Source organism: Alphaproteobacteria bacterium (assembly GCA_017308135.1).
In the GTDB taxonomy this organism is placed as follows: domain Bacteria; phylum Pseudomonadota; class Alphaproteobacteria; order CACIAM-22H2; family CACIAM-22H2; genus Tagaea.
In genome coordinates this window covers 365,098-386,085 of the sequence record JAFKFM010000009.1, presented here as the reverse complement: position 1 = coordinate 386,085, position 20,988 = coordinate 365,098, and the positions used below count along the sequence as shown (strand labels likewise).

At 65.7% G+C, this 20,988-nt stretch carries 21 protein-coding genes; 10 read left to right on the top strand and 11 right to left on the bottom strand.

Translation table 11 applies throughout. The features are described from left to right. Positions 1–3: 3 nt before the first annotated feature. The 6 genes from J0H39_15165 to J0H39_15140 form a co-directional block, all read right to left on the bottom strand. Positions 4–834, bottom strand: coding sequence for a carbohydrate ABC transporter permease (locus J0H39_15165; GenBank protein MBN9498094.1), 831 nt, complete (start codon positions 832–834; stop codon positions 4–6). Then, positions 827–1,714, bottom strand: coding sequence for a sugar ABC transporter permease (locus tag J0H39_15160; GenBank protein MBN9498093.1), 888 nt, complete (start codon positions 1,712–1,714; stop codon positions 827–829). The genes J0H39_15165 and J0H39_15160 overlap by 8 nt, the downstream gene beginning before the upstream one ends. After that, entirely contained in the window at positions 1,711–2,460 is a 750-nt protein-coding gene (locus J0H39_15155; protein ID MBN9498092.1) for an SDR family oxidoreductase, read from the bottom strand. Before J0H39_15155 ends, J0H39_15160 begins: the two co-directional genes overlap by 4 nt. Then, on the bottom strand, positions 2,457–3,743 hold the full coding sequence (locus J0H39_15150; GenBank protein MBN9498091.1) for an extracellular solute-binding protein: 1,287 nt from the start codon (positions 3,741–3,743) through the stop codon (positions 2,457–2,459). Before J0H39_15150 ends, J0H39_15155 begins: the two co-directional genes overlap by 4 nt. A 31-nt stretch (positions 3,744–3,774) precedes the next feature. After that, positions 3,775–4,908 (bottom strand): mandelate racemase/muconate lactonizing enzyme family protein, encoded by a 1,134-nt coding sequence (locus J0H39_15145; protein MBN9498090.1) that lies wholly within the window; start codon positions 4,906–4,908, stop codon positions 3,775–3,777. Between the two features lie 64 nt (positions 4,909–4,972). Beyond that, on the bottom strand, positions 4,973–5,869 hold the full coding sequence (locus tag J0H39_15140) for an SIS domain-containing protein (protein ID MBN9498089.1): 897 nt from the start codon (positions 5,867–5,869) through the stop codon (positions 4,973–4,975). Between the two features lie 229 nt (positions 5,870–6,098). Between J0H39_15140 and J0H39_15135 the strand changes: the two genes are divergently transcribed. The 4 genes from J0H39_15135 (at position 6,099) to J0H39_15120 (ending at position 10,657) form a co-directional block, all read left to right on the top strand. After that, positions 6,099–7,145, top strand: coding sequence for a putative 2-aminoethylphosphonate ABC transporter substrate-binding protein (locus J0H39_15135; GenBank protein ID MBN9498088.1), 1,047 nt, complete (start codon positions 6,099–6,101; stop codon positions 7,143–7,145). An 80-nt stretch (positions 7,146–7,225) separates the two neighbouring features. Beyond that, complete coding sequence (locus J0H39_15130; protein MBN9498087.1) at positions 7,226–8,287, top strand: putative 2-aminoethylphosphonate ABC transporter ATP-binding protein; 1,062 nt, start codon at positions 7,226–7,228, stop codon at positions 8,285–8,287. 1 nt (position 8,288) lies between these two features. Beyond that, entirely contained in the window at positions 8,289–9,962 is a 1,674-nt protein-coding gene (locus tag J0H39_15125) for a putative 2-aminoethylphosphonate ABC transporter permease subunit (protein MBN9498086.1), read from the top strand. Then, positions 9,959–10,657 (top strand): HAD family hydrolase, encoded by a 699-nt coding sequence (locus J0H39_15120; protein ID MBN9498085.1) that lies wholly within the window; start codon positions 9,959–9,961, stop codon positions 10,655–10,657. The genes J0H39_15125 and J0H39_15120 overlap by 4 nt, the downstream gene beginning before the upstream one ends. Here J0H39_15120 and J0H39_15115 read toward each other — a convergent pair whose 3' ends face one another. After that, positions 10,658–11,554: an isocitrate lyase/PEP mutase family protein gene (locus J0H39_15115; protein MBN9498084.1), complete on the bottom strand. Its 897-nt coding sequence runs from the start codon at positions 11,552–11,554 to the stop codon at positions 10,658–10,660. It lies immediately after the preceding gene. A 113-nt stretch (positions 11,555–11,667) separates the two neighbouring features. Here J0H39_15115 and J0H39_15110 point away from each other — a divergent pair, with 113 nt between their 5' ends. From J0H39_15110 to truA, 3 genes are read left to right on the top strand one after another with little or no spacing between them, the layout of a single operon-like run. After that, positions 11,668–12,183 (top strand): peptide deformylase, encoded by a 516-nt coding sequence (locus J0H39_15110; protein MBN9498083.1) that lies wholly within the window; start codon positions 11,668–11,670, stop codon positions 12,181–12,183. 12 nt (positions 12,184–12,195) lie between these two features. Then, entirely contained in the window at positions 12,196–13,101 is a 906-nt protein-coding gene (locus tag J0H39_15105) for a methionyl-tRNA formyltransferase (protein MBN9498082.1), read from the top strand. Between the two features lie 2 nt (positions 13,102–13,103). Continuing rightward, on the top strand, positions 13,104–13,841 hold the full coding sequence (truA, locus tag J0H39_15100; protein ID MBN9498081.1) for a tRNA pseudouridine(38-40) synthase TruA: 738 nt from the start codon (positions 13,104–13,106) through the stop codon (positions 13,839–13,841). On the opposite strand, the gene J0H39_15095 is transcribed toward truA, so the two are convergent. Genes J0H39_15095 through dapD form a run of 4 tightly spaced genes read right to left on the bottom strand, consistent with a single transcriptional unit; the run spans position 13,838 to position 17,523 of the window. Then, the gene (locus J0H39_15095) at positions 13,838–14,923 is read right to left on the bottom strand and encodes a ring-opening amidohydrolase (protein ID MBN9498080.1); all 1,086 of its coding nucleotides are present in this window, start codon (positions 14,921–14,923) and stop codon (positions 13,838–13,840) included. The two genes, truA and J0H39_15095, sit on opposite strands and share 4 nt — an antisense overlap. An 11-nt stretch (positions 14,924–14,934) precedes the next feature. After that, positions 14,935–15,504, bottom strand: coding sequence for a hypothetical protein (locus J0H39_15090; GenBank protein ID MBN9498079.1), 570 nt, complete (start codon positions 15,502–15,504; stop codon positions 14,935–14,937). A gap of 4 nt (positions 15,505–15,508) precedes the next feature. Continuing rightward, positions 15,509–16,678: a succinyl-diaminopimelate desuccinylase gene (gene dapE / locus J0H39_15085; protein MBN9498078.1), complete on the bottom strand. Its 1,170-nt coding sequence runs from the start codon at positions 16,676–16,678 to the stop codon at positions 15,509–15,511. A gap of 2 nt (positions 16,679–16,680) precedes the next feature. After that, entirely contained in the window at positions 16,681–17,523 is an 843-nt protein-coding gene (dapD, locus tag J0H39_15080) for a 2,3,4,5-tetrahydropyridine-2,6-dicarboxylate N-succinyltransferase (GenBank protein MBN9498077.1), read from the bottom strand. A gap of 124 nt (positions 17,524–17,647) precedes the next feature. Here dapD and J0H39_15075 point away from each other — a divergent pair, with 124 nt between their 5' ends. From J0H39_15075 to J0H39_15065, 3 genes are read left to right on the top strand one after another with little or no spacing between them, the layout of a single operon-like run. Then, on the top strand, positions 17,648–19,390 hold the full coding sequence (locus tag J0H39_15075; GenBank protein MBN9498076.1) for a diguanylate cyclase: 1,743 nt from the start codon (positions 17,648–17,650) through the stop codon (positions 19,388–19,390). A 7-nt stretch (positions 19,391–19,397) separates the two neighbouring features. Next, positions 19,398–20,690 (top strand): DUF2336 domain-containing protein, encoded by a 1,293-nt coding sequence (locus J0H39_15070; GenBank protein ID MBN9498075.1) that lies wholly within the window; start codon positions 19,398–19,400, stop codon positions 20,688–20,690. Positions 20,691–20,726: 36 nt separating this feature from the next. Further along, a complete protein-coding gene (locus J0H39_15065) occupies positions 20,727–20,918 on the top strand; it encodes a DUF433 domain-containing protein (protein MBN9498074.1) in 192 nt (63 codons plus the stop codon). The last annotated feature ends 70 nt before the right edge of the window (positions 20,919–20,988 follow it).

Here is a 20,988-nt window from a genome sequence, read left to right as displayed (position 1 = left end):
AACCTATCCTTTCGTGGCGCCGGCGGTGAGGCCGGCGATGAGGTATTTTTGGGCGAGCAGGACGAAGATCAGCACGGGCACGAGCTGCACCGTGGTGGCGGCGAACAACACGCCCCATTCCACGCCGTCGACCGCGCCGGTCATTTCCGACAGCACCAGCGGTGCGGTTTTGGCGGCGGAGGTCGTGAAGATGAAGGCGAACAGGAACTCGTTCCACGCATAGACGAAGACGAACACGCCGACCGCGATCATTCCTTGCGCGGACAAGGGCAGGATCACGCGCCAGAACACCGACCACACACCGGCCCCGTCGACCATCGCGGCTTCGTCCAACTCGCGCGGGATCTGGTCGACGAAGGCTTTCAGGATCATCGTGCCCATCGACACGAAGAACGTGGCGTAGAGGATCACGAGGATCAGATGCGTGTCGTTGAGGCGCAGCGCGTTGACCAGCGGGAACAGCGGCAGCGTCACCACGATCGGCGGGAACAGTCGCACGAAGATCATGAAGAAGGCCGAGCCCGCCAGATACGGGTTGCGCTTGCGCGAATAGACGTAGCCCGCCATCGCGCTGACGATCACCGCGAGCGCCGTGGCGCCCAGCGTCACGATCAGCGAATTCCCCAGCGTGCGGAAGAAATCGGGCCAGCGCAGCCACAGCCCCGCATAATTCGCGAAAGTGGGCGTAAACGCCCAAGTCGGCGGAAAGACGAAAATATCGCGCGCCGGCTTGAACGACGACAGCACGACCAGCGCGATCGGGAACGCCGACCAGAAGGCGATGGCGAGCAGCGCGAGGCCGCGCAGGGCCTTGATGTAAAGCGGCCTACGCATCGGTCAGGGTCCGCTTATAGAGCGAGCGCAGATAGGGAATGGCGAGCAGGATCGAACCCGCCACCATCAACCACCCGGTCGCCGAGGCGATGCCGAATTCGTTGTAGCGGAATGCTTCTTGATAGAGATAAACGGCCAGCACTTCAGTCGAGCGCGCCGGGCCGCCGCCGGTGACGAGCCACACTTCGGAGAACATGCGGAAGGCGAAGATGTAGCGGAACAGCACCGCGACCAGGATCGCGGGCATCAGCACCGGCACGGTGATGTGGACGAACTGCTTCCAGGGCGACGCGCCGTCGATGCGCGCGGCCTCGTATAGATCGGCGGGAATGGCAAGGCGGGCGGCGTACAGGATCAGGAAGGTGAAGGGCAGATGCAGCCACACCGACAGCGCGCAGACGACAGCCAGACCGTGGGCGGGGACGACCGACCATTCGATGGTCGGCAGGCCGAGGGCCGTGAGGGTTTGGCTGACCATGCCGATCGACGGATCGAGCATGAAGCGCCACATCACCACCGCCGCGACTTCCGAAATCGCGTAGGGGGCAAGGACGATGGAGATCATCGTCTTGCGGAAGGGAATGCCGGTCGCGAAGAGCAGCGCCATCGCCATGCCCAGCGCCAATTCGACATAGACGACGATGTTGATGACGATCGCCGTGTTGACGAAAGCGCGCCAGAAATAGGGATCGCTCAGCACTTCGACATAGTTGCGAAGCCCGACGAATTTGGGCGCCACGCCGAAGCTCGATTCGTTCAGCGACAGCCAGAACACGTATATCGACGGCAGGAAGATCGTCGCGATCAGCAACGCCTGCACCGGCACGATCATCGCCAGATGCATCGGATGCAGGCGGTTGGGATTGCCGGGCGCGTTCATAGTCCGAGCCCCCCATCGACGGGGATTTCCGCACCGTTGATATAGGCGCACGCATCGCCGCACAAAACGACCGCGATGCCGGCGCAATCCTCCGGCTGCCCCAAGCGCCCTGCCGGAATGCGCGCGATGATATTCGCGCGGAACGCCGGATCGGCGAGCTTGGCGGCGTTGCGCTCCGTTTCGATGGCGCCGGGGCGCAGCGTATTGAACGTGACACCATTGCGCGCCGCGTGGCGCGCCAGCGTGCGCATCATCGAGGTCTGCGCCGCTTTGGTCGCGGTGTAGACGATCGCGTCTGGATTGGGATGGATCTCCTGCACCGAGCCGATGGCGATGACGCGGCCCCAGCCTTGCGCTTCCATCGGCGGCACGGCCAGCGTCAGCAACCGCAAACTCGCGGCGATATTCACGTCGAGCTGCGTTTGCGCCGCCGCGTCGGTGAGGGTGGCATGCGTCTCGCGGATCTCGGCGGAGGCGCACAGGATCAAGATGTCGATCCCGCCCATCTTTTGGCGCGCGGCGTCGAATAGCGCATCGGCCGCCCCCGCTTGGCCCAGATCGTTGGCGAGGAATCCGGCGAAGCCGACACCCATTTCGGCTTCGACCGAAGGGGCGGGGGCAAGCCCGTGCAGAAACACCTTCGCCCCCGCCGAAGAAAGTGCACGCGCGATCGCCCGGCCGATCCCTTGGGTCGAGCCGGTGATCAACGCGCGTTTGCCGCGCAAACTGGCGGCCGTGTCGCTCACAGCAGCGCGCGTACGCGCCGGGCGGCATCGGCCATCGCGCGCTCGGCGGGCTTCATGCCCAGCACCGCGGCTTGGCTTTCCTCGACGAACACGTCGTGGGCGCGGGCTTGGTTGTCGAAAGCGGGCAAATGGATGCGCGCGGTTTTGAGCGCCACCGCTTCCGCCGCCGCGTAAGGCAACATCGAGGCGAAGGCGGAATCGGCATAGGTCGACACGCGCACCGGCCCGTTGCCGTTGCGCGCCTGGGCGAGCGTGCCCGCCTTCGACGACAGCGCGCGGATCAAATCCCACGCCGCGCGCTTGTTCTTGGAATTGCGCGGAATGGCGAAGGACCAATATTCGGTGGTCGACGCGTAGGGCGTTTTGCCCGCCAGCGCCGCCGTCATCGGCATGACCGAGGCTTTGATCTTGCCCGGATAGCGCGACAGCGCGGGGTCGTTGTAGCTGACGAGACGCGCATAGGGGTTGATCGTCATCGCGGCCCGGCCTTGCTGCATCCAGGTCGTGATTTCCTCGTTGTTCACGGTGGCGAAATTGCGCGGAATGGCGCCGGCCTTGAACAACTCGGCCAAAGCCTCCATCGGCTTGACCATCGACGGCAGGTCGCACGTCACCTTCATGTCGCCGGTCATGTAGTCGCCGTCGAAGGCGCGCGCGACCGACAGGAAGTTCGACGCGAACACGGCCGTGAAGGCGAGGCCATAGACTTGCGTGCCGTCGGGGCGCGTGAAGGTCAGCTTCTTCGCCGCGTCGACGAATTCCTCGAAATTGGCGGGAACTTTGACCCCGCGTTCTTCGAACAAGGCTTCGTTATAGACCAGCGCGTTGGTCGCGTGGCGCATCGGGATCGCGTGCAAGGCGCCATCCAGGCGCATCGGTGCGACCAGCCCCGCCGAGATATCGTCGAAATCCTCGATCGGCGCTTCGCGCTGGAACGCATCCAGCGGTTCGAAGAGCCGCAGATTGCGCGGCACCGCGCGGCCGTTGAGCAGATAGGCGAGGTCGAACGCCGTTTCCGGCAGCGTCAATTCGCGCAGCAAACGCTCGTTGATCGCGTTGACGTCGCCCAGCGTCACCCAATTGATGTCGAAGCCGGAGGCTTGACGCCACGCCGCCGTGGCGTCGCCGCCGGGGCCTGTCGTGGCGACATTCTGATGCACGCGATGGCCGAAAGCGGTCAGCGTTTTGGCTTGGGCGATGGCGGGCAGGGCGGCGCTGCCGATGATCGCCGCACTTCCGGCAAGGAAGGCGCGGCGGCGAAGGACTGGAGCGACGGCGTTCATATGCATTTCCTCCCGAGATATTTTTTTTGGGTTAGCTTGCGCGATATTTGGCGAGCATTTTGCGGTCGACTTCGACGCCGAGGCCCGGCGCGGTTGGTACGTCGAGCATGCCGTCCTTCAACATCGTGCGCTCGCCGACGATCGGATGCGTCAGCGCATCGCGCAGCGGATTGTCGAACACCATGCATTCGTAGATGCGGAAGGCCGGCATGGCGCTGGCGAGATGCATGCTGGCGGCGGCGCACACCGCCCCCGACCAGCCGACATGCGGCGCGTAGCCCACGTTATGCGCGAAAGCGAGTTCGGCGATGCGGCGCGTTTCGGTGATGCCGCCGGCGCGCGCGACGTCGGGCTGGATCAGATCGACGAGGCGTTCGGCGACCAGATCGCGCGCCTGCCACACGGTGAAATCGCTTTCGCCCGCCGCCATCGGGCAATAGCCGAGGGAACGCAGGCGGCGATAACCGGCGATATCCTCCGGCACGATCGGTTCTTCGAACCAGCGATAGCCGTTGTCGCGCAAGGCGGCCGCGACTTCGATCGCCTCGTCGACCGTGTAGGCCCAGTTCGAATCGACGAACAGCGCCGCACGGCCGTTGGCGACATTCGCAAGCTGGGCGATGCGCGCCTTGGCGCGCGCGACCGGCGCGCCGATCTTGACCTTGATCGTCTTGAAGCCATGCGCGATGGCGGCTTCGGTTTCCTCCGCCGCCCCCTTGTCGTCGGTCCAATTGATCGACGAGGCATAGGCTTCGATGCGCGGGCGCGACATGCCCCCCAGCAGGCGGAACACCGGTTCGCCCGCGCGCTTGCCCGCGATATCCCACAGCGCGATATCCACGCCCGCGATCGCTTCCAGCAGCATGCCGCCGGAACGTCCCGTGAGGATGCGGCGCATTTTTGCGTGCAAGCCAGCGATGTCGCGCGAGTCTTGGCCGATCAGCAGCGGGGCCAGCAATTTCTCGACGATCGCGGCATAGGCGGGCGAGCCCGTACGGCCCAAGCATTCGCCCCAGCCGACGATGCCGTCGGCGGTTTCGACCTCGACGATGACGAGTTCGATTTCCGGGAAGGCGCGCTGGCCGGTGGTCTGCGTCTTGGGCAGCACGCATTTCAGCGGATGCGCGACGACGCGCGCGATGGCGTTCGAAGCCAAGATGACGATCCCTCCCTGCGGGGCCTTCGAAAGGCGTAGTTTTCCCGATTATGGAGGGCGGTTTTTCGATTGGCTACGTAGTTTTACGAACATGGCGGCGTTTGCGCGTAGTGCGCGGGCGCGGCCCTTCATGCATGCGCTGCTCGGCCAGGCTGTCTTTCACCCGGCGCAGTTTCTCGTGCAGCGGCTCGCCCATGGCGAGGCCGACACCGGTCACCAGAATGTCGATGACCAGATTATGCGCGATGCGGCTGACCATCGGGGCGGTCAGCTCGGTGTTTTCCTGCGCCGCGACATGCACGACGACATGGGCGTGCCGGGCGAGCGGGCTGTCGCGCCGCGTGATCGCGATGACTTGCGCGCCGGCTTGGAACGCGACTTCCGCCGTGCGCACGATGTCTTTCACGGCACCGGTATGTGAAAAACAGAGCGCGACGGTGCCCGGGCCGGTCGCCGCCGCCGACATGGTTTGCAGATGCCCGTCGAGATAGGCGATCGCCGGAATGCCGTAGCGCATGAATTTCTGTTGCGCGTCGAAGGCCAAGCCGTTGGCGGGCCCCACGCCATAGCAATCCAGGCGCTTGGCTTTGGCGATGATGTCGATCGCGCGGCGGATGGCGCCGGCATCGAGCGTGGCGCGCAGCTCGTTGATCGCGAAGACGGTCGAATCCAGCACCTTGGTGGCGACGACATCCAGCGCGTCACCGGGTGCAATCTCGCGATGCAGATAGGGCAAGCCGCGCACCAGGCTTTGCGCGACGCGCAGCTTGAACTCGGGATAGCCCCGCAGGCCCAAGGCCCGCACGACGCGCAAAACCGTGGGCTCGCTGACCTTGGCGGCGGCGGCCAGCGTCTTCATCGGCATACGGGTGATGTCGTCGGGATGGTCGAGCGTGCGGTCGGCCACCCGGCGTTCGGCCGGGGCCAAACGGTCGCGCAATCCCGCCAGCCGTTCCAGAATATTGTCCATCGTCGGCGCGAGCTTACACCAATCGCATCGCTTAAAGATTGGACAGGGCGGTGCCCGGATGGTGTGCGGGCACCGCCGCGGCCGGTTACCGGTCCCGCGCGACAGGGCTCTTGCGGAAAGTTTCCGGGCCGGTCACAAATTTGCAACGGAGGCGCCATAACCTCCCCCGCGCGTTCCGGCTCTGCCGGAGGCGTGAGGAGACCCATCAATAAACCGGCGAGGCGGACACATGAACGACACCTTCCATCGCGGCTTCCGGCCGCTCGCGATCGCGGCGACGGCCATCACGGCCCTGCTCGCGGGCGCTTCGGCGGACGCGCAGACGCGCACGCGCATCACGGTCTACACCGCGATCGAGAACGAACAGCTCCAGCCGTTCAAGGAAGCGTTCGAAAAGGCCAACCCGGACGTCGAACTCGCCTGGGTGCGCGATTCGACCGGTACGATCACCGCGCGCTTCCTGGCCGAGAAGGACAATCCCCGCGCCGACGCCATCTGGGGCTTGGCGGTTTCGTCGATCCTGAATTTCGAAAAGCAAGGGCTGCTGGCCGAGTACACCTCGCCCGCCGCCGCCGCGTTGAAGCCGGCGTTCAAGGATTCGGCCGCGCCGATCACTTGGCACGGGATGGACGCGTTCGCCGCCGCCGTTTGCTACAACAGCGCGATCGCCAAGCAGCGCAATCTGCCGGCGATCACCAAGTGGGACGATCTGCTGAACCCCGCCTTCAAGGGCGCGTTGGTCATGCCGAACCCGGCTTCGTCGGGGACCGGCTATCTGACTGTCTCGTCCTGGATCGCGATCATGGGCGAAGCCAAGGCTTGGGACTACATGACCAAGCTGCACGAGAACGTCGCCGTCTATACGCATTCGGGCTCTGCCCCGTGCGTACAGGCCGCGCGCGGCGAAGCGGTGATCGGCATCTCGTTCGACATGCGCGCCGCCCAGGAAAAGACCAAGGGCGCCCCGCTCGACATCGTCGTCGCGACGGACGGCGTGGGCTGGGAAATGGAAGCCTCGGCCATCGTGAAGGGCACGCGCAATATGGCCGCTGCCCAGAAGCTGATGGATTTCTCGGCCAGCAAGGCCGCGAACGAGGTCTATTCGAAGTACTACAACATCGTCGCCCATCCGGACGTGAAGGGTGCGGCGCCGAACTATCCGGCCGAAACCGAAAGCCGCCTGATCAAGGCGGATTTCGCAGCGATCGCCGAAATGCGCGATCGCGTTCTGGCCGAATGGACCAAGCGCTTCGACAGCAAATCCGCGCCGCGCTAAGCGCGAAAGCGGAATGATCGGCCGGGGTGGCGGAGGGAACTCCGCCACCCCGCTTCGTTGAAAAGAGTCCGGTATTCGAAATGGCCCATCTGGCGGTCGACAAGCTCAGCAAGTCCTTCGGCGCCTTCCATGCGGTGCGCGAAGCGAGTTTCACGGTGGCGCAAGGCGAGTTCGTCTGCCTTCTCGGCCCCTCGGGCTGCGGCAAGACCACGCTGCTGCGCATGATCGCCGGGCTTGAAACCGCCACATCGGGCCGCATCGTTCAGAACGGCGTCGACATCACGAATTTCCCGCCGTCCAAGCGCGATTTCGGCATCGTTTTCCAAAGCTACGCGCTGTTCCCGAACCTGACCGTGTTCGACAACGTCGCCTACGGGCTGCGTTCCAAAGGTTCCTTGCGCGCCGATACGCGCGCGCGGGTCGAGGAATTGCTGACCCTCGTCGGCCTGCCCGGCGAGACCAAGAAATATCCGGCCCAGTTGTCCGGCGGCCAGCAGCAGCGCGTGGCGCTCGCCCGCGCGCTCGCCATCCAGCCGGGTTTGCTTCTGCTTGACGAGCCGCTGTCGGCGCTCGACGCGCGCGTGCGCCAGCATCTGCGCCACGAAATCCGCTCGCTGCAACGCCGCCTCGGCGTGACCACGATCATGGTCACCCACGATCAGGAAGAAGGCCTGACCATGGCCGATCGGATCGCGGTGATGAATGCGGGCGAGATCGAGCAATTCGCCGCCCCGCACGAGTTGTACGCGCGGCCCGCCACGCCGTTCGTGGCGGATTTCGTCGGCACGACCAATTTCATGCCCGCGACCTTCGTGGCGCCGGGCAAGGTCGCCGCGGGCGGGCGCGAATTGGCCGCCGATACGCCCGGCGGGCTTGTCGCCGGCGCCAAACTGCGTATCTGCGTGCGCCCCGAAGACATTCTGGTGCGCAACGTCGCCGAGAGTGCGGCCAACCGCATCGACGTGTCGGTCGACGAACTGATCTTCATGGGCGCCTTCAGCCGCGCGAAATTGGGTGTGGCGGGCGGTGTGGCTTTGCAGGCCGATTTCTCGGCCAATCTGCTGCGCGACGTGGGCGTGCGCGAAGGCTCGCGCCTGACCGTCGCCTTGCCGCCCGATCGTTTGCGCGTTTTCGCGGACTGACATTCCTTTGCGCACCCGTCTCGACACCGACGCGCTTTTGCAACGCCTCGCCCTGCTGGGCGTGGTCGCGTATCTCGCCGTTTTCCTGGCGCTGCCGCTCGGCACGCTGTTCGAAAAAAGCTTCCGCGACCAGAACGGCGCCTGGGTCGGCCTCGCCAACTGGCTGCGTTATATGGAAACGCCGTCGCTGGTCGCGTCGCTGTGGAACACGATTTGGGTGTCGCTGCTTGCGACCGCGATCGTCGTGCCGCTCGCTTTCATCTACGCCTATGCGCTGACGCGCACGACGATGCGCTTTCGCGGCACATTCCGCGCGATCGGCTTGCTGCCGATTCTCGCCCCCTCGCTGCTGTCGGCGATTTCGTTGATCTATCTGTTCGGCAATCAGGGCTTGGCGCGCTGGGTGCTGATGGGCAACAGCGTCTACGGGCCCATCGGCATCGTGATCGCGCAGGTCTTCTACTGCTTCCCGCACGCGTTCCTGATTTTGGCGACGGCCTTGTCGATCGCCGACAAGCGCCATTACGAAGCGGCGGAAGTGCTGGGCGCTTCCAACGCGCGCATCTTCCTGACCGTCACGCTGCCCGGCGTGAAATACGGCCTGGTCAGCGCGTTCTTCGTCGTGTTCACGATGGTCGCGACGGATTTCGGCATTCCCAAGGTGATCGGCGGGCGCTTCAACGTTTTGGCGACCGATATCTACAAGCAGGTCGTCGGCCAGCAGAATTTCGAAATGGGCGCCGTGGTCGGCATGGTGCTGTTGCTGCCCGCGTGCCTGGCCTTCGCCGCCGACCGCTGGGTCGCGCGCCGCCAAGTGGCGCTGCTGACCGCGCGCGCGGTGCCGTTCACGCCGCAAGCCAACGCGATGCGCGACTGGCTGCTGTTCGCCTTCTGCACGGCGATCGCGCTGTGCATCCTGACGCTGCTGGGCATCGCGGCCTGGGCCAGTTTCATCCAGTACTGGCCCTGGAACATGACGCTGACCTGGCGGCACTACATCTTCTCCAATGCCGACGCCTCGGGCTGGAGCGCCTATTTCAACACGCTGCAAATGGCGGCGTTGGTCGCGACCTTCGGCACCTTCATCATCGCTTTCGGCGCGTGGCTGGTGGAGAAGACCAAGGGTGCCGAGATCCTGCGCGGCGTCGTGCAGTTTTTGGCGATGATCCCGCTGGCCGTGCCCGGCCTCGTGCTCGGCATCGCCTATATTTTCTTCTTCAACAAGCCCGGCAATCCGCTCGGCTTTCTTTACGGCACGATCGGCATCCTCGCGCTCAACACGATCACCCATTTCTACACCGTCGCCCATCTGACGGCGCTGCAAGCGCTGAAGCAGATGGACCCGGAGTTCGAAAGCGTCTCGGCGTCGCTGAAGGTCTCGGTCTGGCGCACGGCGTGGAAGGTGACGCTGCCGGTCGTCTCGCCCGCCATGCTCGACGTGTGGTTCTACATGTTCGTCAACGCGATGACGACCGTGTCCGCCGTCGTATTCCTCTACGGCCCGTTCTCCAAACTCGCCTCGGTCTCGATCATCAACATGGACGAGGCCGGCTTCACCGCCTCCGCCGCCGGCATGGGCATCGTGATCGTATTGACCTCGGGCTTCGCGAAGATCCTCCAATCGCTGCTGGCCGCGCATTTGGCCAAGCGCACCCAGGCGTGGCGCACGCGATGAGCGTGCTGCCCGCGAAGACCAAAGCCGTCCTGTTCGACAAGGACGGCACGCTGGTCGATTTCGACCGCACTTGGGCGGGCACGATGATGGCGGGGGCACTGCATTTCGCCGACGGCGACCGCGCCAAGGCCGAAATGCTGTGCGAGGCGGTGGGCTGGGACAAGGCGAAGGGCACGTTCGCGCCCGACGCGTTTTTCGCCAACAACCCCAACGCCGCGATTGCCGAACGCTGGGCGGCGTTGCTGGGCCGCAAAAGCTCGGCGCACGACGCTGGGCGCCTCGACGCGATCTTCGCCAAGGCGATCCTCGCTTCCGTCTCGCCGCTCGGCGATTTGAAGGGCGTGGTCGGCCGCTTGCGCGCGCGCGGATTGAAGCTCGGCGTCGCCACCAACGATTCCCGCGTCTCGACCGAGCAGCAATTGATGGCGCTGGGCGTGGGCGATTGTTTCCAATTCGTCTCGGGCTATGACGGGCCGTGCGCGCCCAAGCCGAATCCCGAAGCGGTGTTCGAATTCGCGCGTCTCGCGCGCTGCAAGCCCGACGAGATCGTCGTCGTCGGCGATTCCGACAACGACATGAATCTCGCCCGTGCCGGCGGGGCCTACGCCATCGCCGTGGCCGCCGATGCCGAACACCGCGCGCTGCTGGCGCGCCGCGCCGACGCCACGATCGCCTCGATCGACGAGCTTAACTGATCACTCGGCGGCGTATTTCTTCTCGGCGTCCCAATAGGCGGGGAAGCCGACCGCTTCCTGCAATTCGGGGAAAGTGATCGCTTGCGGCAGTTTCGTATCGTCGCCCGCCTTCAACGCGCCGAACGTCGCGCGCATCGTTTGGATGATCGCGGCGAGGGCGATGACGGGATAGACCGCCAAGCGATAGCCGATCGCCTCCAGCTCCTTGGGCGGCAGAACCGGCGTCTTGCCCTGATGCACCATATTGGCAAGGCAGGGGCGCGGGATCGACGCGCAGAATTTCTTCATCTCGTCGATGTTTTCGGGCGCTTCCAGGAAGATGATGTCCGCCCCTTCGTCGACGAAATCCTTGCAGCGGGCGAGGGCGTCGTCGAAACCGTTGACCGCGCGCGCGTCGGTGCGCGCCAGGATCAGAATGTCGCCGGCCCCCGTGCTGCGTAGCGCGTCGCGCGTTTCGCAGGCCGCGCGGATTTTCATTTTCGCTTCGTTGCGGCTCACGACCTGCTTGCCCTTGGTGTGGCCGCATTTCTTGGGGCTGACCTGATCTTCCAGCATGATCGCGGCGGCCCCGGCGCGCGCGTATTCCTCGACCGTGCGGCGCACGTTCAATGCGTTGCCCCAGCCCGTGTCGCCGTCGCCCAGCACCGGCACCGCGCCGGCGGCGGCTACGCAGGCGCGCAGCGTGTCGAGCATTTCGGACATCGAGATCAGCCCGGTGTCGGGCTGGCCCAGGCGCGCGGCCGACACCGCGAAGCCCGACATGAACATGACCTCGTGCCCGGCTTCGCGTACTAGCTTGGCCGACAGCCCGTCGAACACGCCGGGCATCACCGCCAGGCGCTTTTCGGCCAAACGCGCGCGCAGAACGTCGGCCTTGTTGATCAATGTCGTGGGCATGACGTGCCTCCCCGAAAAACCCTATTTCGGGTGGGAACTTAGCGCCGGTCATGGACGCAAGCCAGCCTTGCGGGCGCTTGACCCCGGGCCCGGCCTCGCCTACCTAAACGCCTATGGCGATACGCGAAATCCTGGTCGCTCCCGACCCCAAGCTGAAGATCAAGGCCCGCCGCGTCGAGACCTTCGACGACGAGTTGCGCAAGCTGCTCGACGACATGGTCGAGACGATGTACGCGGCCAAGGGTATCGGCTTGGCCGCACCGCAGATCGGCGTGCCGCTGCGCGCCATCGTCATGGATTTGGCGCGCGACGAGGAAGACGCGGCCCCGCGCAAATTCTTGAATCCCGAGATCGTCTGGGAATCGGACGACGAAGTGCCGTGCGAGGAAGGCTGCCTCTCGGTGCCCGGCCAATACGCCGAAGTGACGCGCCCCGCGCAATGCCGCGTGCGCTATCAGGACGAGAACGGTGTGCGGCACGAGATCGATTGCGACGGCTTGCTCGCCGTGTGCATCCAGCACGAGATGGACCATCTCGAAGGCGTGTTGTTCGTCGACCATCTGTCGACGCTCAAACGCAATATGATCCTGCGCAAGGTCTCCAAGGCCCGCCGCCAGCAGGCGTCCTAAGCGGTGACCAAGCTGCGCCTCGCCTTCATGGGCACGCCCGATTTCGCGGTGGGCGCGCTCGACGCATTGGCCAAGGCCGACCACGAGATCGTCGCGGTCTACACCCAGCCCCCGCGCCCCGCCGGGCGGGGCCAGCGCGAGCAACGCTCGCCCGTGCACGAGAAGGCATTGGCGCTCGGCATTCAAGTGCGTCATCCGGCCTCGCTCAAATCGCCGGACGAGCAAGCGGCCTTCGCCGGTTTGGCGCTCGATATCGCCGTGGTCGCGGCTTACGGGCTGATTTTGCCCAAAGCGATCCTCGAAGCGCCGCGCCTTGGCTGTCTCAATATCCACGCCTCGCTGCTGCCGCGCTGGCGCGGGGCGGCCCCCATCCAGCGCGCGATCGAAGCGGGCGATGTGGCGACCGGCATCACCATCATGCAGATGGATGCCGGGCTCGATACCGGCGCCATGCTGCTGAAGGCGCAAATCCCGATCGGGCCCGACACGACCGGCGGCAAATTGCACGACGAACTCGCGGCGATCGGCGCCAAGGCGATCGTCGATGCGCTTGCGCGGCTCGACGATCTGCGCCCGGAAGCTCAGCCCGAAGCGGGCGTCACCTACGCCAAGAAACTCGACAAGGCGGAGGCGAAGCTCGATTGGTCGCTGTCGGCCGACGAACTCGACCGGCGTATCCGCGCCTTCGATCCGTTTCCGGGCACGTGGTTCGAGGCGAAGGGCGAGCGCATCAAGGTGCTCGCCGCCAAGAAGGTCGACGGCAAGGGCGCGCCCGGCACGGTGCTGAGCTCGCCGCCGGTCGTGGCGTGCGGCGACGGCGCGTTGGCGCTCACACGGCTTCAGCGCGCGGGCGGCAAGCCGATGAACGCGGCCGCCTTCGCCAACGGATTCGACCTGCCGCCCGGCACGGTGCTGTAGCGATGCCGCGCTACAAGCTGATCCTCGAATACGACGGCGGCGGTTTCGTCGGCTGGCAGCGCCAGCCCAACGGGCCGTCGGTGCAGGAAGCGCTGGAAGCCGCGTTCCCGAAATTCTGCGGCCATGCGGTGGACGTCGCGGCCGCCGGGCGCACCGATGCGGGCGTGCATGCGCTGGGGCAAGTGGCGCATGTCGATCTCGAGCGCGACTGGGACCCGCTCAAAATTCGCGACGCGCTGAATTGGCATTTGCAGCCCGCCGGCGTCGCGGCGATCGACGTGGCGGAAGTGCCGCCCGATTTTCATGCGCGGTTTTCGGCGGTGAAACGCGCTTATCTCTATCGCATCTCGGATCGCCGCGCGCGGCCGGTGCTGGAGGCGGGCCGCGTCTGGCATGTGCCCCATCGCCTGGACGCCGAAGCGATGCATGTCGCCGCGCAAGTGCTGGTCGGCCATCACGATTTCACGTCCTTCCGCGCAACCGAATGCCAGGCCAAAAGCCCGGAGAAGACGCTCGACCGTCTGGACGTGCGCCGCGTGGGCGACGAAATCGAGATCACGACCGAGGCGCGCTCGTTCCTCCACCACCAAGTCCGCAACATGGCGGGGACGCTCAAAATGGTGGGCGAAGGCAAATGGTCGGCGCAGGACGTTGCCGACGCGCTGGCGGCGCGCGACCGTTCCGCCGCCGGGCCGACCGCGCCGGCCGAAGGCCTCTATCTCGTGCGCGTGGGGTACTAGACGCGGCCGATCGCCGCGACCGGGCCGCCGCCATCGGGGCCTTGATGTTCCGCGCCGCCCGACACGAATAGCCGCGTATCGCCGACCGCCCCCGCCAGCACGCCGCCGACCAAAGCGCGCGCATGGCGCGTGGCGTTGATGTCGCTGTCGTCCCACATGATATGGCGCCGCCCGCGGATATTGCCGGTGCGTGGCGGCTCGGCCTTCGCCAATACGGCGACGAGGCGTTTGCGCGCGGCTTCGTCCAACTGCCCTTTGCCCTCGATGCCGAGATCGGCGAGCGCCGCCCACAAGGCGGGCGCGTCGATGCCGTCCTTCATCACCCGATGCGAAATCGCGAGGTCGCCCGACCAAGCGTCCGAGTTGCCCAGCACCATGATTTCGTTGCGCAGCAACTCGATCCCGGCGGACGTGCTGGCGACCCCCGAATGCAGCGCCCAGTCGCGGCACACGGCATCGTCGGCCGGCGGGGCGGCGATCTCGCCCAGCGCGAGCGCGACGCCCAGCGCCGAGGCGCCGCGCGAATAGCCCATCGATTCGTAGGTGTCGTGGGTGACGACATCCGCACCCGCGATGCGTTCAGCGGTCAGCAGCGGGCATTTGATCTGGACGTAATGCACGTCCTTGGCGCCCGAAATACCCGCTTGCTTCATCGCGTCGCGCACCGCTTGCGCGGTCGCTTCGATCTGCGCGCGCCGCCCCAGTTCCGTCGCGGCGAAATCGCGCGTGAAGCCAGTGCCCATCGCGAGGCGTTTGGCGCCCGGCTTCGGCGGCGTGGCGTCGTCCGCCGTCGCGAACACCAGCATATGCGGATTGAGCCCGCCTTCCGTGCCGCCGGACATGACCAGCGCTACGCGTTTGCCGACCTGCTCGGGCGTTTCGCCGGTCGCCGCCGCGATGGCGAGTTTCATGCCGAGTGTGGCGTAGCCGCGCGTGAAATCGTTCACGCAGCCATTGCCCTCGGTCTTGCCCAGAATCGCGACGATGCGTTTGGGATCGAGCGATCCGTCGGCGAAGGCGGCGGACAGCGCCGCGCAATCCTCGGGCCCGCGCATCGAAAAATCCCGGACGATCGCGCGCATGGTGCTTCCTTTCAGGTGTAGAGCCGTTCGACAATCCGCGATTGGGTCAGGCTCAACGCCAGATCCATCGCGACCAGAACCAGTGCCGGCAACGGATCGACGCGCAACGCCACCCGCGCGATCCGGAAATGAATCGCGATCGCGAGCGACACGACCGCGACGGACACGACGAAAAGCAAACCGGGTGCCAGATCGAGTTCGTAGAGGACGGCCGCGGGAAAATAGAGGCCCATCTGCAGCACGTTCGCCCAGTTATACGCGGCGATGTAGTCGTACCAGTCGCGCGTATGGCCCAAACGTTGGCAATAGAAATGCGAGGCGACCGGGAACAACGTCCAGCCGACGATATAGGCGAGCGGCTCGATCAACAGCATTTGGGCGGGGTCGGGATCGATCCCCATCGAGTCGAAACGCTGGCCGGTCAGATAGGCGTAAGGGGCGAGGACCAGCAGCGCCGGGATCACGAAGGACGCGATCAGCCCGGCATTGGTCGCGTGGCCGAGTTTCGCGACCCCGCCGCGATCGCCCCGCAGGATGTCGGCGACACCCGACAGCGGCGCGATCAGGGCGGGCAGGGCCATCGCGTCAGGCCCAGCGCGAGGCGGGGGCGGCGAAAAACGCGTCGAGCATGCGTTCGTAGATCGCGGCGAGCTTGCGGATGTCGTCGACCGCGCAACGCTCGTCGGTCTTGTGCATCGTGCGCCCGACCAGACCGAACTCGATCACCTTCCAATGGCGCGAGATGAAGCGCGCGTCGGAGGTGCCGCCGGTCGTGGACAAGGCGGGCTTGCGGCCGAGCACGGCCTGGATCGCATCCGACACGAGATCGGAAAGCGGGCCCGGCGGCGTGATGAAGGATTCGCCCGATACGCGGTACGTGCGGTCGATCTTGCCGCCCAACGCCGCGATGCGGGCGTCGAGCCACTCGATCAGCGATTTCGACGAATGGATGTCGTTGAAGCGGATATTGATCCGCGCCTTGGCCTGTTGCGGGATCAGGTTTTCGGTCGGATTGCCGACATCGATCGTCGTCACTTGCAGCGACGACGGCTGGAAATGTGCGTTGCCCGCGTCCAGCGGCTTGGCGGTGAGGTCGGCCAGCAGCGCGATCAGCGGGTGGATGGGATTGTCGGCGAGATGCGGGTACGCGACATGGCCTTGCTGGCCGTGTGCGAGCAGATTGATGTTCACCGAGCCGCGCCGGCCGATCTTGGCCATGTCGCCGAGCGTCGTTTCGTTCGTCGGCTCGCCGACGAGGCAGATATCGGCCTTCTCGCCCTTGGACTTCATCCAATCGAGCATCTTGACCGTACCGTTGATCGCCGGGCCTTCCTCGTCGCCCGTGATCAGGAACGAGATCGAGCCGGGGATCTTGCCGCCGTTCTTGGCGGCGAAGGACGCGGCGGCACAGGCGAACGCGGCGATGGCGCTTTTCATATCCACCGCACCACGGCCGTAGAGATAGCCGTCGATGATCTCCGCGCCGAACGGATCGACCGTCCAGCCCTTCAATTCGCCGGTCGGCACCACATCCGTGTGACCGGCGAATTGGAAATGCGGACCGCCGGTGCCGATGCGCGCATAGAGATTGTCGATATCCGGCGTGCCGGCATCGCTGAATTTCAGCCGATGGCAGTCATAGCCGAGCGGCTTCAGGAACGCTTCGAGCGTGCCGAGCGCGCCGTCGTCGGCGGGCGTCACCGATTGGCGGCGGATCAGCGCCTGGGCGAATTCGACGGGGTCCTGCGCCGCCATCGTCAGTCGCGCAGCAACTGGTTGATGGCGGTCTTGGCGCGCGTCTGCGCGTCCACGCGCTTGACGATCACCGCGCAATAGGTCGACGGGCCCGGCGTGCCGTCGGGCAGCGGCTTGCCGGGCAGATTGCCGGGCACCACGACCGAATAGGCGGGCACGCGGCCGATGAAGACTTCGCCCGTTGCGCGGTCGACGATCTTGGTCGACGCGCCGATGAACACGCCCATCGACAACACCGCGCCTTCTTCGACGACCACGCCTTCGACGACTTCGGAGCGCGCGCCGATGAAGCAATTGTCTTCGATGATGACGGGGCCGGCCTGCAACGGCTCGAGCACGCCGCCGATGCCGACGCCGCCGGAGAGATGCACGTTCTTGCCGATCTGCGCGCAGGAACCGACGGTCGCCCAGGTATCGACCATCGTGCCGCTATCGACATAGGCGCCGATATTGACGAAGGACGGCATCAGCACCACGCCCGACGCGATGAACGCGGCGCGGCGCACGGTGCAATTCGGCACGGCGCGGAAACCGGCCTTGCGGAACTTGGCTTCGTCCCAGCCGTCGAATTTGCTGGGCACCTTGTCCCACCACACACCGTTCGAGCCGGGGCCATGGGCGATCAGCGTGTTGTCGTTCAGGCGGAACGACAGCAGCACCGCCTTCTTCAGCCATTGATTGACGACCCAGTTACCGCCGGTCTTTTCGGCCACGCGGTACGACCCCGAATCGAGACCCGCCAAAGCGGTTTCCACCGCGTCGCGCACCGCGCCCTTGGTCGTGAAACCAAGTGTATCGCGGTCGTCCCAAGCCTTGTCGATGGTCGCGGCGAGATCGGCGGTCATGGTCGATTTTCCGTCGTTTTGAGGGCTCTAAAACCGGGCGGAAGATGCGGGTGCGGCGCCGCGCTGTCAATGTTTGCGGTCGAGCCGTTCCGCGCTAATGTCGCGGCCTTCGAGGAGCGAAGTTTTGAGCGCCAACGCCAAGGAAAACGGGAGAGTTCCGCCGATCGCGGCCGAGTCGACCCCGGCGATGGCCTCGCCCTACGACCGCTTGGTCGCGCATTGGCCGGGCCCGGCCGCGCGGCTGGCGCAAAACGGCGCCGTGCTGGGGGCGAATGCCGCCGCCAAGGCGATGCTGAGCGAGTTTTCGGCGCGCACCGGCGATCTTTCCGCGTTGGCCGCCGAGATTTCCGGTGGCGGTGCCTCGCGCCTGGATACGGTTGTCGTCCCCGGCGCGGCCGCGCCTGTAACACTCGATGTGAGCTTGGTCCCGGCCGGCGATACGGTGCTGATCCTGGCACGCGATGTCAGCCTCGCCGCCAATATGCGCAATGCGCTGGCGGACTCGCGCAAGCGCTACAAGGATATCGTCGAAATCTCCTCCGATTTCGCGTGGGAGACGGATGCCGACGGCGCTTTCGCCTTCGTCTCGCCGCAAGGGGCGCTGGGCTGGCGCGCGGACGATCTGCTGGGCCGCAAGCCCACGGTCTTCGCGCATATGGAAGGCGACAACTCGGTCGCCGAGCCGTTCCTCACCCAAGTGCCGATCGAGCAGACGGAATTGTGGCTGCGCCGCGCCGACGGGTCGGACGCGTGCGTGCAGATTTCGGCGTTGCCCTTGTTCGCGCCCGACGGACGCTGGAAGGGTGCACGCGGTCTCGCCCGCGACGTGACCGAGGCGCGCGAGCGCGAGGCCGAACTCGCCGAGGCGCGCAATCGCGAACGCCTGATCGCGCATGTCGTGCGCGCGGTGCGCGACGAGGTCGAGGCCAAGGCGCTGCTGACCGCCGCCGCGACCGAAACCGCGCGCGCCTTGGGGGCGGGCTGCGCCATCTGGCGTGTCGTCGACGACATGGACGGCATTTCGCAATTCGTGTCCGGCGCGCAATTCGGCGGCAAGTTCCCCGAGGATATGGATATCGAACGGCGCTTCGCGGCCAAATTGCGCCTCGACCGGCCGGATACCGAAGGGGCGGATGCGCTGGTCGAGTTGCGCTCCAAAGGCGGGCGCGCGCTCGTGGCGCCGACCGCGTTCCGCCGGCGCATCAACGGGCTGGTCGCGTTGTTCCGCGATCCCTTCGCCGACGATTGGACGGAAGGCGAGCGCGACGTGCTGGCGGAGATCGCCGCGCAACTCGGCATCGCGCATGCCCAGCTCGACCATATCGAAGCGCTCGACCGCCAAGCCTCGACCGACGCGTTGACCGGCTTGCTCAATCGGCGCCGCTTCGTGTCGGAATTGGAAGCGCGCATCGCCGCGTGCAAGCGCAGCGGCACCCAAGGCGCCTTGATCTATGTCGATCTCGACAATTTCAAGGCGGTGAACGACATCCTGGGCCACCAAGCCGGCGATACGGCTTTGAAGCAGGTCGCGCGCACCTTGCGCAAGGCGACGCGCATCAACGATCTGGTCGCGCGCTTGGGCGGCGACGAATTCGCGCTGTGGCTCGACCAGACCGATCTCGACGGCGCGATCGCCAAGGCCAAACACATCCTCGATATGCGCGGCGAATTGCTGGGCGTGTCGGCGAGCCCCGAAAAGCCGCTCGGCTTCTCCGCCGGCGTGGCGCTGCACGATCCCGCGAAGCCTGAAACCGTGGACGAGTTGCTCGTGCGCGGCGACGGCGCGATGTACGAAGTCAAACGCAAAGGCAAGGGGACGTATGCGGTGGCGCTGGATGCAGCACCCGCGTTGCCCCCGAAGAACTGATCCGAACATGGACCAATCCGAATACGAATCCGCGAAACGCATGCTGAACGATCCGGATATTTTCGTCCGGACGAATTTGGCCAAGCGCACCGATTTGCGGCCCGAGCTGCTGTATTACCTGACCGACGATAACGCGCCGGAAGTGCGCCAGGCGCTCGCCGACAATTCGGCTCTGCCTTGGCAAGCGGATATGAAGCTCGCCGGCGACCGCAGCGAAGACGTGCGCGTGGGCCTCGCGGGCAAGGTCCAGCGCGTTCTGCCGGGCCTGAAGCCGGGCGAGCAGGACGCCGCGCGCCAGCACATCATGCAGACGCTGGAAGTGCTGGCGAAGGACACGGCCGCGCGCGTGCGCGGCGTGGTCGCCGATACGCTGAAAGACGTCGCCGACGCGCCGCCCGAACTCGTCAAGAAGCTCGCGCGGGACGCGGAGCTCGCCGTCGCCGCCCCGGTCCTGCAGTTCTCGCCGCTGCTGACCGAAGAAGATCTGATCGAGATCGTCAAAGGCCGCTTCGCCGAAGGTGCGACCGCCATCGTCGCGCGGCGCGAAGGCGTCACCGAGCGCCTCTCCGACGCGATCGTGGCGAGCGACGATACCGATGCGGTGGCGACGTTGCTTGCCAACAATTCCGCGCAGATCCGCGAGGAAACGCTCGACCTCGTGCTCGAAAAAGCGCCGTCGCGCCCGTCCTGGCACGGGCCTCTGGTCGATCGGCCCAAACTGCCGAATCGCATGGCGCTGAAGATCGCGGCCTTCGTCGCGGAAGCTTTCGCGCAGCGTTTAGCCGCACGCCCCGATCTCGATCCCGCGACGCGCGAGGCGGTCACGGCCGAAGTGCGCAAGCGCATCGCCGAAGCGGCCGACGCGGGCGAAGAAGGCGGCGGCGGTCCGGCGACGCGCAAGCGCCCGGTCGCCGATCCCGATTGGGCCAAAGGCGGCGAGGGCGAAGAACCGGGTGAAACCGTCGGCGACAAGGTCAAACGCCTGCGCCGGGAAAAGAAGCTCGACGACGCGGCGATCACCGCGGCGGCGCAAGGCGGGGAAAAGCTGTTCGTCAAATTGGCGCTGGCCGAACTCGCCGCGATCCGCGCCGATGCGGTCGACAAGATTTTGACCGCGCGCTCGGCCAAGGGCGTGATCGCCTTGTGCTGGAAGGCGAAGCTCAAGCTCGCCACCGCCGTCGCGATCCAGCAGCGCACGCTGTCGCTGCCGCCCAAGAACGTGCTCAACCAGCCCAAATGGGACGGCTGGCCGCTGACGGAAGAAGAGCTGAAATGGCAGCTCGAATTCTTCGGGGCGTGATTTTGAGGCAGCCGACCGGCGTGATATAGTCGGTCTATGAGTGCTGTGAGCCTCGAAACGCTGATCGTTACCGATCCCGAACGCATGGGCGGTGCCCCTTGTTTTCGCGGGACACGCGTGCCCGTTTCGGTCGTATTCGACAATCTTGCCGACGGCATGACCGTCGATGAAATCCTGGTGAATTGGCCGACACTCGATCGCGCCGATCTGATCGCGGTTCTTCGCTAACCCGCATCATGGTTCGACAGGCTCACCATGAGGCGGATTAAGTTCGCCTCATCCTGAGCTTGTCGAAGGA